This is a genomic window from Prevotella scopos JCM 17725 (assembly GCF_018127785.1).
Taxonomy (GTDB): Bacteria; Bacteroidota; Bacteroidia; order Bacteroidales; family Bacteroidaceae; genus Prevotella; species Prevotella scopos.
In genome coordinates, this window is record NZ_CP072390.1 from 1,519,921 (window position 1) to 1,534,280 (window position 14,360).

General features: G+C 39.8%; 7 protein-coding genes. All 7 read right to left on the reverse strand.

The genetic code is table 11. The features are described 5' to 3' along the window. Positions 1-91: 91 nt before the first annotated feature. The 7 genes from J4856_RS11695 to J4856_RS11725 all read right to left on the reverse strand — a co-directional run bounded on the left by J4856_RS11695 (position 92) and on the right by J4856_RS11725 (position 14,213). On the reverse strand, positions 92-2,110 hold the full coding sequence (locus J4856_RS11695) for a cadherin repeat domain-containing protein (RefSeq protein WP_025839643.1): 2,019 nt from the start codon (positions 2,108-2,110) through the stop codon (positions 92-94). 194 nt (positions 2,111-2,304) lie between these two features. Then, complete coding sequence (locus tag J4856_RS11700) at positions 2,305-3,993, reverse strand: RagB/SusD family nutrient uptake outer membrane protein (RefSeq protein ID WP_025839641.1); 1,689 nt, start codon at positions 3,991-3,993, stop codon at positions 2,305-2,307. Between the two features lie 29 nt (positions 3,994-4,022). Continuing rightward, positions 4,023-6,833 carry a SusC/RagA family TonB-linked outer membrane protein gene (locus J4856_RS11705; protein WP_025839640.1) on the reverse strand — a complete coding sequence of 937 codons (2,811 nt, stop codon included), beginning with the start codon at positions 6,831-6,833 and terminating at the stop codon, positions 4,023-4,025. Between the two features lie 34 nt (positions 6,834-6,867). After that, positions 6,868-8,628, reverse strand: coding sequence for a RagB/SusD family nutrient uptake outer membrane protein (locus tag J4856_RS11710; protein WP_025839639.1), 1,761 nt, complete (start codon positions 8,626-8,628; stop codon positions 6,868-6,870). Between the two features lie 11 nt (positions 8,629-8,639). Continuing rightward, positions 8,640-12,074 carry a TonB-dependent receptor gene (locus J4856_RS11715; protein ID WP_025839638.1) on the reverse strand — a complete coding sequence of 1,145 codons (3,435 nt, stop codon included), beginning with the start codon at positions 12,072-12,074 and terminating at the stop codon, positions 8,640-8,642. Between the two features lie 39 nt (positions 12,075-12,113). Continuing rightward, complete coding sequence (locus tag J4856_RS11720; protein ID WP_025839636.1) at positions 12,114-13,079, reverse strand: FecR family protein; 966 nt, start codon at positions 13,077-13,079, stop codon at positions 12,114-12,116. A 594-nt stretch (positions 13,080-13,673) separates the two neighbouring features. Beyond that, on the reverse strand, positions 13,674-14,213 hold the full coding sequence (locus J4856_RS11725; protein WP_044081239.1) for an RNA polymerase sigma factor: 540 nt from the start codon (positions 14,211-14,213) through the stop codon (positions 13,674-13,676). Positions 14,214-14,360 lie beyond the last annotated feature (147 nt).

Consider the following 14,360-nt stretch of genomic DNA (forward strand, 5'->3'; position numbering starts at 1 on the left):
CTCTATCCCAATAACAGGGGGAATTTAATGTTATAGGATAGAGTTCGCTTAATCATTTGATAGAGAGTATAAGTTCGTTACATTAAGAACCTTAAGGCTCTACGATGGTAGCTTTCTTTGTTACGAAGTCAATAGTAACCTTTGTTCCTGCTTTCCAAACATAATCCTTATTAGGTTCTCCCTCACCATTCTTACGATAGAGAAAATCCTTTGTTTCTGGATTAACATATACCTCACGTTTCCAAGAGCTAAACTTCTTCGCGTTCTTGAACGCAGGAATATCTGGATAAATACGCATTCTACCCCCATTCGTAATCGTTGCACTCATAGTTCTACCATCAGCATTCGCTGCAAATACTACTGGAGCACCGCCACAATCGCCCGATAACTTAAGTGGCTGAATAGCGATATCACGAGAATCCAAGGCTACAAAGACAATATAAATACCATCACTTGGAACGACTGCACGATTGTTAGCAACAGTATAGTCTGTCAGTGTCTTCAATTGTGCAAAGTTTCCTTTACCGAATGCCTTTTCTGTTGAGAACTCAAGTGCAGTCCCTCCACGAAGATAAGTGATATAGAACCAACGAGAGTCACCCGCATAACCATTCTCAAATGACGCTACCTCTGGAGAACTCCAATCCCAATTACCAAAGTCATCACCAGTCATATAGAGGTGTTTAACACCTTCTGGAATAAGATTCTCAGGAGTTGTACCACCAAAGTCAGCTGTATTATTAGCAATATCAAGGCTTACCTTTGTACCCTTCGCTACAGGCAATACACTTGCTTCACTCGTTGCTACACCAGGATATTCCACCTTTCCATTACGAATTGTGAACATCATAGTTGACCAATCACGTGCATTCTGTTCAGAATTAGCAAAGAAGTTAAGCTGTCCTGTCTCAGTTGTCTCAACAGATAAGTTGCTACCATTGAGTTCTAAAGCCTGTTCCTTATCTCCTAATGCAGTGCCCGAAGCATACACCTTCGGTGTTTCAAAAGAAATCAACTTACGGTCTAAATTAACATAAACCAAATAAAGTCCAGAGGTATTTACAGTTGCCTTACCACTACCATCCACAGTAACTCCCTGCATTGTTGCCAATGAAGAGAAAGCCTGTGAACCATCTTTTGACATAGCCCACTCTACTGTTTGTCCTGCCTGCAGATAGCATAAACGCCAGAACTCACCATTGCCAACAGCACCTACAGGCGCCATCTTTACAACTCCATTCGTGTTCCAAGCACCGAAGTTTGAACCACCCATATAGAGTTCGTTGGAAAGTCCAGTAACTTCAACACCCTTACCACCCATACGTGCAGTAAACTTACCAGTCAAAACACTATATTGCACCTGAACACTGTACTGTCCTTTCAAAGGGAACTTCAACTTAACATTTGACTTATTTGTCAATGGCTGATAACTATCATTGAGCTGATTGGCACGTTCAGCCAAAGCAGTACCAGTGAAAACAGCCGACAAAGTGTCAACCTCCGTTTCGCTATCACGCAGATACAAAGTTGTACCATCATTCATATTGAAGACATACTTACTTGGCAAGAGCTGCTGAGTTGAGTCAGCATTGCTCCAAGTCACAACGTGCGTAAGCTTGTCATAAGTAACATTATTAAGTGGAATAGCCGTACTTCCATCTGCTGTAAGCGCATTATCACCCTTCATTGTAAACTGAATAGGAATGATGGTCAATTCCTTTCGTTGCTGATTAACAACAATCTGATACAGTCCTTCTGAAGGAACAGAGAAGCCTTCACCACCTTCTGTCAAACTATAAGCTGCCGCCTGAGCGTTAGAAAGCGGAATCTCACTTCCCTTTCCATAAACAATAGGTTTTCCATCAGTACCCACAAAGGAAATCTGAAAGCGACCATCTTTCTTCAACCAAGCCTTAAGACTTAACATATTAGCATGAGAGCCAGCAATTAGTCGTCCTGTCTCAATTGGGATAGAGAACTCTGATGAAGAACCTGAAAGATAGATTCCCTCTGGCACATTCACAACCTCATCGTAGGCTATATTATTTTCTGTACAAGCTGCAACGCCTAAGACGCACAACATAGTAAAGATATTCTTTAACTTTATCATGATGCTCTAATTTTGTTATAGTGCTGTCCGACAAACCATGTCCTTGTAAGTTAGTTATTAGTGTCTTACTCTATTTTTAATGTAAGTAATGCCCCTATCTTACCATCTTATATCGTGGAGCTGGTGCTCAGCACGTGTGGTGTTCATGCCCAACACCAATCGTGTTAAGGCTTTATCGGACAGCAGTAATTATATTACCAATCTCTATTTTGACTCCATTTCTTCAGCTTGAGTAGCTCAGACTCTGGAATTGGATACCAATACATTTTAGGTTGGAAAACTCTATGTTCTACTTCTGTAGGTGCATAGGTAAATCCACCTGTAGCCTTCTTGGCAATCTGTACTCCCATAAGTGGAGAACCAAGTGTAGAAGAAGCAATTTTCCAACGGCGTACATCCCAAGAACGATGCTCCTCGAAAGCCAACTCCACACGACGCTCATGCTGTATAACCTTACGCATCTCATCTTGTGAAAGTCCACTTACGACATTTGGAAGTGAAGCACGATTACGAACCTTATTCAAATAAATAGCAATATTAGGATTAGAAGGGTCATATTCATTGAGTGCCTCAGCATAGTTCAAATAGATTTCAGCCAAGCGGAACAATGGGACAACATGACCACCGCTACCTCCTCCAGTCTGAATATTAACATCCTCATTGAGGTACTTACGCAAGTAATATCCAGTCTTGGTTGCATTTGGATTAGGACTTGCATCTGCACCTCCAGGGAAAGTAGTTACATTCTTTCCCTTGAAAGAAGCTACATTCATCAAGATTGTTGCAGCCAATCGTGCGTCCCTATTTATGTAAGGCTGTGCTGCTTTAGCAGGATCGTTCCAATCAAAGGCTGTTCCGTCAAGCATCTCATACTCATCAACTAAGTTTTGTGAAGGATTAGTTCCCCCCTTTCCACCAAAGCTAATTGGGAAGTTACTCTTTTCAAAACTTGAGTTTGCACCATATCTACGTACGAAGATATATTCCTTATTTTGGAAGTCATTCTTAAACAAATCGCCATAAGAGGTAGCCAACTCATATTGATTGAGGTCGATAACAGCCTTAGCCGCATCAGCTGCAGCCTTCCAAAGAGAAGCATCAGACGGCTTATTAGATTCGTTTAAATCACCAAAATTAACGTAAAGAGGACTGGCAGCATAAAGTAACACACGACTCTTCAAAGCCAACGCTGCGCCCTTCGTTGCACGACCAAAAGCATCATTATTATTACGCCATGGTGTCAGTTCAAGTGTATCTGCAGCCGTGTCGCACTCTTTAACGATGAAGTCTACAACCTCCTTCATGTTTGGACGTGGAGTATTCTCATAATTCTCATTGAGACTGAGCGTAGAGGTAACAATTGGAGTTGGACCATAACGCTTCAACAATTCAAATTGGAAGTAGGCACGAAGGAAACGAGCCTCTGCTCGCCACATACGGATATCCTTCAAGTTATTAGCATACTCAACCTGCTTATTAGGGTCCAATCGTGTAATATCAAGATTGACATGATTGGTGTTTTCCAGTAGAGTACAACACTTAGAGATACCAGCATAGTAACGATTCCAATGGTCATCAGGATTGCTCAAAGCACTCCAAGAGCCATTATTAAACTGTTGAACATTTGCTGTTTCTATAGCAAACTCGGCATCATCTGTTGCAGCATCTAACATAGCTCCATCTGACAAACGGTTCAATCCCTCAGGAAGCAGTGAGTAAGCATAGGTAAGATATTGCTTTGTTCTATTGTAAGAATCAAACGTTGCAGTCTTATCTATAAACGAATCTTCCTCACGGTCCAAAAGACTATTACATGAACTTAGAACCAGTGCAGTGCTGATAGACACTGGGATGATAATATTTGAAAAAAACTTTGTTTTCATAGAATAAAGTTTCTAATATAAGACATAAATTAGAATGCAAGCTTTAAACCTACACTAACAGTACGCATAAGTGGATAGCTTAAGAGGTTATCTTGCTCAGCATCACCCAATTTTCCAAGATGATCCAGTGTGAACAAGTTGGTAGCATTCACGTAGAAATAAACACTACTTAATCGCAATGCACGTGTAACGGAATTTGCAAGTTCATATCCTACCTGAACATTACGTAGACGCAAGAAGCTTCCATTACGACGCCAGAAGGTTGAAGTGCGATAATTATTGCTGAAATTCATCGTTGACAAACGTGGGTAGGAAGCATCTGTATGTGTTGGAGTCCAACTATCAAGTGCTAAATTAGATGCTGTACCGTTGTTTTGGAAAGAGTAGATATTCGCTCCACGGAGATAGATATCACGCTGCGCAACACCTTGGAACATTACACTGAAATCAAAACCTTTGTACTTAAAGCCTCCACTAAACATGTAATTCCATGCAGGGACAGTACTATTACCAATAGGATGAGCATCATTCTCATCAACTACCTGGTCATTGTTATAGTCTTTATACTTGATATCTCCAGGTGCAACACGTCCAAAACGAGGTTGCGGAAGATTAGCATTAAGTTTTCCATTGCTATCGAAATCATTTGCTGTATAGTAGCCATCAGCCTCTAAAACAATAGGTTTCCACACAGAATTACCCTTCTTATAAAGGTAGCTTTCTGGCTTAACATCTTCTCCCTGCTCATCAACACGACTCATAGCATACCATGTTCCAGCCTCAGCAAAGTAAGAAAAGTTATCACGAACCTTACCCTGATAACGTGCTTTGAGCTCGAAACCGTGGTTTGTCACTTTACCCACATTCATCAAAGGTAGTATACTACCATAAGAAGCTCCAACAATACCCAATACCTGCGCATAAGGATAAGCAAGGATATCAGACTGCACCTCATGGAAGACATCAAAGTTGACAGAAAGATTTTTCCAAAGTGTAGCATCAATACCAACATTGAACATACGCTTCTTTTCCCATGTTACAAATGGGTTTGCCAAAGTCTTTTCTGTGAAACCAGAAGACTGCGAGCTACCTGTGCCGAACAGATAACTACCACTACCACCGTATGACTCATCATAAATATAGCGAGCAGAAGTTTGATTGTTACCAGTAAGACCATAAGAAGTACGCAACTTCAAGAAATCAACCCATGACAAAGACTTCATAAACGATTCGCTACTAACGACCCATGCTGCTGACATTGCTGGGAATACTCCAAAACGACGACCACGTGCATAGTTATCTGTACCCATATAAGAAGCTACAACTTCAGCAATATAACGTTTCTGATAATCATAGGACAGACGGCCTGCAAAGTTCACATAACATTCGTCATCACGTACATCATACACCTGATAACGGTCATTGTGCATCAACAACATAGCATGAACACCATGATCTCCAAACTGACGCTGATAATCAATCTGACCTTGTAAACCTATACGTGACTGACTGGTTCTGAAGCCTTCTGTAGCTGTCAAAGCTGCATCTGAGCCATACTGAGTATAATTGTAAACAGGGTTATTTTGTGCATCAACACCTGTTTGAGCCAGAGAATAACGTGCGTAGTCACGTGTCTTTGGAGATGATTCAGCCATAAAGTTGTAATAACCAAACATTACCTTGGCACTCAAACCGCGAACGAGCGCACTGAAGTCATACTGCAAACCAAAGATAACCTGCAACGAACGAGAGTTCTCCTTATACAAGCCTCTGTTCAAAAGATTTGCAACAGGATTGGTATACAATGATGTTCCACCAATACTTCCATTCGGATTGTAAACAGGGAAAGCATTAGGGGGAGTCGTCCAAACAGACTTCAAATAATCATCTGCACCACCAGCACCCGGTGTTGTCTTCTCTGCAAAGCTCACACCTGAATAAAGGAACGTGCGGAAATACTTTGTGATATCAACATCTAAATTTGCTCTGAAGTTATAACGTGCATAGTTTACATTGGCATTCTCTCGTTGCTTTGAATCTGTTCCTCGATAAATACCATCATTATGCATTAATCCAGCCATTACATAGTAGTTCAGACCACCGCCACCACCACGGAAAGACAATTCGCCCATCGTCAGTGGTGTGGTATTCTTATACAACTGATTCTTCCAATTCACATTTGGATAAAGATATTGATTACTTCCTGACTGATAAGCAGCAAGTGCTTCATTCGTATATAAAGCCGCTTTTCCATCATTCTCAAGTGCTTGATTATACAGGCGTGCATAATTGTAAGCATCCATCGGTGTATCCATGATTGTTGGCATTTGGATACCCGTCTGCATACGAAAACCTATCTTAGGAGAAGAATGATAACCCTTCTTTGTAGTAATCAACAAAACACCATTTGCACCTCTTGAACCGTAGATAGCCAAGGCTGCAGCATCTTTCAATAAAGATACTGACTCTATTTCTTCGGCAGAGATGTTATCTAATGGAGCTTCAAAACCATCAACAAAGACAAGCATCTGCTGCTTGCTGTTGAACGAACTTACACCACGTGTGAACATATTCTCCATATAGAAGTCGTAACCAGGCTCACCCGATTTCTGTAGAATCGATAGTCCAGGAAGCATTCCCTTTAACGAGTTACCCACCGTTGGTGATGTAATCTCCATGAGGCGCTCACCCTTTACGGTAGAAATAGCAGCCGACTGTGTTTTTGAAGACTGTACACCATAAGCTACATTTACGACTGTTGTATCAGTGATTTCTTGTGCATATCCAGAAAGACTGGATAGCATAAGAGCACCTCCTATGATATGAATCTTATATTTCATTGTTCAATTATTTTACATTAAGATTTACACGTTATTACCATCCAGGGTTCTGAATGAGATAGCCCTTATTGACTTCTTTCTGGTCAATAGCATACAAGTAGCAGTTATCATTCCAAAAACGGTGTTCAAACACATATGGTTGATAATGGATATGTGTCTTATTACCGTCTGTTGAATTAATCTTCAAGCCATAGAACTTACCCTTCATCACTCCTTCGTCACCAGCGATAAGCCATCTTCTGATATCCCAGAAACGATGATCTTCAAATGCCAACTCTACTGCACGTTCATTACGAAGCTTTGTTCGGAAAGCCTCCTGTGGCATACCTGCAGGGAAGTCTGGCATACCTGCACGTGCACGAACAAGGTTAACAGCATCGTAAGCTGCTTGTGAAGGTGTACTTTCATATTCGTTAAGTGCCTCAGCATAATTCAAATAAAGTTCTGCCAAACGGAAAACAGGCCACTGTACATCGGTAGAATTACTGCCATTTACATGTAAACTACGTGGAACCCATTTATGAAGCAAATGAGCTGTACGGTCCATAGCAGACTTCTCAGAACCTCCATCGAGGAAGTTGATAAATGGGATTTCATCATTCCAGCTACTGCTATGATAAGCAATAGTTTGCTTGAAACGTGGGTCAAGACTGTTATAAATATCAATGAGGTTATCACCACCATTCATATTCCAATCAGCAGGCTGACCATCTGCGCGTTTCTCATAACGCTGAACAAAATTGAATGTTACATATAAACCTGCATCTCCCCATGCCTTGTTCATAGCCCAAGTAGGCAAGTTTGCAACCAAAGGACGATTTGTTGTCTTGAAGTTTCTGTACTTCATATTACCTAAAATGATTTCCTCATTATTAGGAATAGTCCATACATCTTCATAGTCTTTCTCTGGGTTACCAGTATTATGAATCTTATAATGTCCTGAAGAAACTGCTGCATCAATAGCTGTCTTAGCTGCATCAGCTGCCTTCTTCCAACGCTCTCTATCATAGTTTCCATAACCAATGAGGTCTTCGTGACCAGGGAATGCCATATAAGATCTGTTCGTATTGAACAATGGACTTGCTGCATAAAGTAGAACCCTTGCCTTCAAAGCTAAGGCTGCTATGCGTGTAGCACGACCTAACTTTGACTCATCAGTATAGTAATCAGGGAGAAATTGTGTTGCTCTATCACAGTCAACAAGAATAGAATCAACACAATCAGAGAACGAGTTACGAGGACGTTCTGAGAAGTCTGTTGGATCAATCACCTCTCTTACGATTGGCATACCACCATATCGATAGACACCTTCCCATAACAGCATGGCTCTCATAAAATAAGCTTCGCCAGTAGCACGCTTATTAAATTCAGGATCACCTTCATCAAAAGGCACTTCATTAATACGCTTTAAGATAAGATTTGCAACACGTGTTGTATGGTTTCTTAAATAAAAGCGACAATCTTCGTCCCATGTAAAGTTACTATTTGTATGGTTGCCTGCATTCCATGCAGCATTGCCCATCGCCCAAGTTGCAACATCTTCTCCCTCATCGCAAGCTGAAGCTAAGGTCGAAGAAGACAACAAACGACGATCTGTATTAGAACTACTCATACAAAAGCCATAGGGCATTCCTTCTGCATAGAGCGTTGTTAATAATCTCTCTGCATCTGCTCGAGTTGAGAAAACTTCATTCTCTCCATAGTCGACAGAGGGTGGAGTCTCTAAGTAGTCAGAACAGGATGCGAGCAAAATAGAAGCACAACTACATGCTATATATAAAAAATTCTTCTTCATACGAAAGGTTTTTAGAATTGAATATTTATACCCATGTTATAGATTTTCTGCAATGGGTAGGTATTAATCTCAGTTGCTCCTCCTCTTGATGGAGCCTCTGGATCCAAGTCAATAACATCTGTCCAAGTAAACAAGTTTGTTCCACTAATGAACACTCTCAGACTTTCCAATCCCAATGCCTTGAGCTGCTTCTTATTAAAGGTATAACCAAGCTCTAAGTTTTTCAGACGCAAATAGTTAGCATTGCGAATCCAGAAGTCTGAATCCTGATAGTTGTTATCAGTATCACGCGATGGACTCATTGACAAACGAGGGAAACTAATGTTTTCACCACGGTCATAACGGTCTTGTGTCCAACGTTCCAAAATCAAAGTCTTAGCACTATTATGGGCATTGATGAATGGCCACAATGCACGACCAAAGTACTTAATAGAAACGTGTGAGGCACCTTGGAAGAGTGCTGAACAGTCAAAGCCACGCCAGTTAAATCCTGCAGAGAATCCATAGATTATCTCTGGAGTAGGTGAATAACCTATTGGCACCATGTCATACATATCAATCTTTCCATCCTTATTTACGTCAACATAGCGGATATCACCAGGCTGCAAACGATTACCATTCCAACTGCTTACGGGGCGGTCGAGCGCATTGATTTCTTCCCAAGAATTATAAAAGCCATTAGAGAGAAGACCAAAGAACTGACCTACACGACGACCTGTACGCATCTGATAAGCATACTTTTCAGGAACTTCATCTTGGAAGAGAATTTTATTGCGCGCAAAAGAATAGTTGAAACGCCCCCAGTAGTTGAAGTCGCGTATCTTATTACGATAGTTTACATCAAATTCGAAACCAGAGTTCTCCATCTCACCCATATTGTAAGCTGGCAAAGAAGCACCAATCAACATTGGCGCACTGTTTCGATTTGAGAGGATGTTATTACGACGCTCCTTAAAGTAATCAAACGAAACTGTCAAATGATTCTTGAGGAAGTTCATATCAACACCAAGATTCAACTTACGAGCTTTCTCCCATGTCAACAATGGGTTACCCAAACGTTTTTCCTCTATCATCTGCGAATAAACAGGGTTAGCTGATGAACCAAAGTTATAACCAGAAAGGTTTCCACTTGTTGAGCCATAAACAGAAGGCAGATATAAGAAGCGGTCACCACCAATCTTATCATTACCTACTTCACCATAGGTTGCTCTCAATTTCATATAAACAAGCCAATCATTCTTTGGGAAGAAAGGTTCTTCACTGACTACCCAACCTGCAGATACAGCAGGGAAGAAACCAAATCGACGACCTGCAGCAAAGTTCTCTGTACCATTATAACCCATGTTAAACTCTGCCAAGTAGCGACTAGCATAACCATAGGTCACACGACCTACAATACCTTGATAGGCATTAGGCACATGATAGGCAAGGCTTGGTGAGTAATATTTACTCTGATTATAGAGCAAGAGAGCAGTAGTATGATGCTTTCCAAATGTACGATCAAAGTGGATTCCAGCCTCGAAATAAACCTTTCTGTTCTTTCCGTAATTGAATCCTCCACCCCAAGTGCTTTCTTCGTTTTGTGGTACAAGGATGATATTCGTTGGATCACTTGGGTCTACCTTAGGAACGAAAGTCTGCATGGTTTTCACCGAGAGACGTTTACTGTAGTAATAGCTGTCATAAGAAGTACTTGCATGAACTGAAAGACCTTTCAACAATAAACGTGACAAATCATAGTCAAAACGCAAAGTTGAGTTAATGGTGTTAGCATAGGTATTGTTATAACCATTGTTCAACAATGCTTGCCATGGATTCTCATCATCAATTGTATTCTCAAGACGTACCAACTTTCCATCTACCATACCTGGAGTACCCAATGGTGTTGCCCAAGAAATCTCTTTCCAAAGTTCACTATTACCAATACCAGGAGTACGGATATTATTGATTTGTGTTGACAGTTGTACAGTTGCCTTAAAGTCCTGTGTGATATTAAAATCGAGATTTGAACGGAAGTTATAACGTGTGTCAGAAGCATTCACATCGTGATTACGATCTACCTTCGTATATTTGTACATACCTCCTTGATTGAAGAAACCAGCAGAGATAAAGTACTTCATACGATCTGTACCACCTGAAATATTGAAGTTGTGCTGTGTACGGAGAGAAGCCTTACGCAAGAACTTACCCACCCAGTCAGTACTTGGATGCATAATAGGGTCTGTTCCATCACGATAGAGCTGAATATCTGCTTCGGTAAAGCGTGGAACATAAGATGTACCCTTTGTGTAAGCATCATTTTTCAAAGCTTCATTATACATCTCACAATATTCTGCACTATTTAAATAATGTGGTAAAGCTGTAGGTGATTGAACTGCGAAATTACCAGAATAACTCAAGTGTGGCTTACCTTTCTGACCTTTTCGAGTTGTTATTAAGATAACACCATTCGCACCACGTACACCATAGATAGCAGTAGCAGAAGCATCCTTAAGAATACTTACCGACTCAATTTCATTAGGGTCGAGTCCATTGTAATTTGGACGCTCTACACCATCAATCATTACTAAAGGGGCTGTGTTGTCTGAGAATGTACTCACACCACGAATCAAAAGGGTTGAGTTGTCTTCACCTGGCGCACCACTTCTCTGCATAGCAATAAGTCCTGGCATCTTACCGACCAACATATTACTAATATTTGCCTGTGGGGTTTGTACCAAGTCTTTTGTTGACACTGATGCAATAGCACCTGTTACGGTTGCCTTCTTCTGTGTACCATAACCTACGACAACAACTTCATTAAGGGCTTGTGCTTCATCTTCCTTTAAGGTAATCTTCAGATTGGCACCACTCTTCGCAGCTACCTCACGAGTAGCAAAACCAATGTATGAAATAGAAAGTACGCTATTTGCTGGAGCTTCTATCGTAAACTCTCCATCGGTATTCGTAGCTGTTCCTATCGTTGTTCCTTTTACAAAGACACTCGCACCGATGATTGGATCACCATTTGCCTCAAGAACAACACCCGAGATTTTATGCTTCTCTGGTGTATATTGTTCCCGCTCATTAATAGCTACTGCCTTTTTTTGTTCAGAACTCTCAACTCTTTCCTTTGCCACAGGGGCAAGGCTTAATACAATAGTATTATTGTTGAAAGAATATTGAATTCCATGAGGAGAAAACACATGTGTAAGGGCTTTCTCTAAAGGCCAGTTCTTACATACCAATGTTACTTTCGTCTTAGAGTTAAGTACATTGTTACGATACACAAATGTGTAATTCGTTTGTTGTTCAACTTGCCGAATAAACCGACTGATTTCTTCGTTTTGGAGATTTAGGCTCACATTACCACGCTGCGCCAACAACATTGTCGGTATAAGTGATAATACCATAACCAACAAGCAACGCAGAAGGAATCTCCTTCTTGTTTTTAGATTGTTTGCCATATACTATGTTTTTAGTTATAAGGGTTTAGATATAAAGATTTATTCTATGATTATTGTTCCATTATCTGTATGATAATTAAATTTATACTGCATCTTCAACGAACTAAGTACACTTTCCAATGATTCATTATAGAAGGTACCCGTGAGGAGGTCGTTAGCTAACTTCTTATTACGAAGCTGAATGCGTACGCCATACCAATCCTCAATTTCATGTAACACCTCAGCCAACGCCTTACTATTAAATGCCAGATAGCCTTCTTTCCAACGTGCATCAGTTGTCGCATCATTGTCACAGATTTTAAGCTGATGCGAAGCAAGCTTATAGATTGATTTCTTTCCTGGATAAAGACGATAATCTTCTTTCAGCGCCTCTGATGTAAGTCGAACGGCACCAGAGAACAAGGCTGTCTCAATGGCATCTTCGTGATAGCGTACATTGAACTCGGTACCCAAGACTTCAATTTGCATATCGTTTACCTTTACACGAAATGGGCAAGAGGCATCTTTCGTTACATCAAAAAAAGCTTCACCTTTTGTCAACACCACTTCACGATGTTTTTGAGGTACTACATTATAACATAATTGGCTATTTCCGTTGAGGGTTACTCGCGTACCATCAGGCAAGGTTATCGTACGTTTACTACCCGCCTTAACACTTACATAAGTATAAACCGGAGCCGAAGGAGCCAATGAGTTTATCCACCAATAACTGCCACCTACCAATGACAACATCAAAACGAACATCGCCGCATAGCGCAAGAATCTGCGAACACGTGTCTGACGTTTCTCTTCTTTCACATTAGCATAGATATTTTGCAAGATTCTTTGCTGTGACTCACTACTCATCTTTACAGACTCTGACGATGTAGATAAATCATCACACATTAAATCCCACAACTCCTCATCTGATGTGAGCGGAACCTTATTTTTCAATAGCTCAAAATCCATTTGAGATATTTGTCCCGATAAATATTGCTTATATAATTCTTCGAATTTCTTTTCCATACGTTTTTAGCTTATAAGATGTATACGTATAGATATGAAGATAATACCTAAAAATAACTTTTATTAACAAATTATGAAAAAACAAAAAAGATTCTTCCGTTAAATGTATGGACGCGTTTCGTATTAATTTAATGGAAGAACCGAAGTTACTCTTTAAAAAAACATTGCTAAAACAGTCATCTATCTTTCCTATTATCATCCTTTAACATTGAAAACCATTTCATTTTAAAACCTCGAAAATCGACATATAAGTATTTGAAAAATCATTACATAATTTCGGGTAAAACATCTATAAAGGACGGCAAAAACACATATAAAAAGCAAGTTTGCAATCAACAGAAAATCAATTAGTTACAGAGTAGTAAAATAAAAGGTGCTTAATTGGACTTCAAAAGGGCGTTAGTAAGACCTCAAAAGGGTACCTATTGCAACTCAATTGGGCGTTTTTTAGAAACCAAAAGAGCATATATAGGTTACGAATCAGATGAAAATATTTTACATATATCGATTAAGAAGAGAATATACCGTTTGGTAAAGCTAGATAGAGATAGTATATATTTTCATTTTCTGCATCTTATCTTGTAGTTTAGAATGCTATCTTGACAACTCTCTTCTAAATATTTTTAAAGTAGATGTAAGATAGTTTTTTACAGTCTGTGAAGATAAGTTCAGGGACTCTGCAATCTCTTGAATGGGCATATTCTTTTCACGACTCATCTCGTAAATCTGACAAGCACGCTTTGATAACAGTTTCTTTACCTGCCGAATTCGATCAACCGACTCATAGTAATCAAGCTGTTCTTCTGGTGTTGCAAATGAAGATAGTTTATCACATGCTTGACGATAGTCCTCAAAATCAAGCTGTGCCACCTGCTTCCTAAAACTATCAATAATTAAATTACGAGCAATGGTAAATATCAAGGCATTTACATTACCATAACAATCTAATTGTTCACGCATATTCCACAATTTCATAAAAGTTTCTTGAACGATATCTTCTGAAAGTGAAACATTCTTTGTCTGCGCCAATATGAAGCTATATAACTTGTTCGAGTAATACATATACAATTCTGAGAAAGCCTCGTAAGAACCTTCTCTCAACTGCATTACCCACTTATCATAAATGTCTTCCATTGCAATAGAACTTATTTGTCTTCGCACTAATCCAACACTTCTCACTCATACTAATTAGCCATTTAAATTACTATTTTTGGAGATAGGTTGATTAGTACTTAATATTGCTTAGCGATGCAAATATATACATATTCTTTTACAATCTAT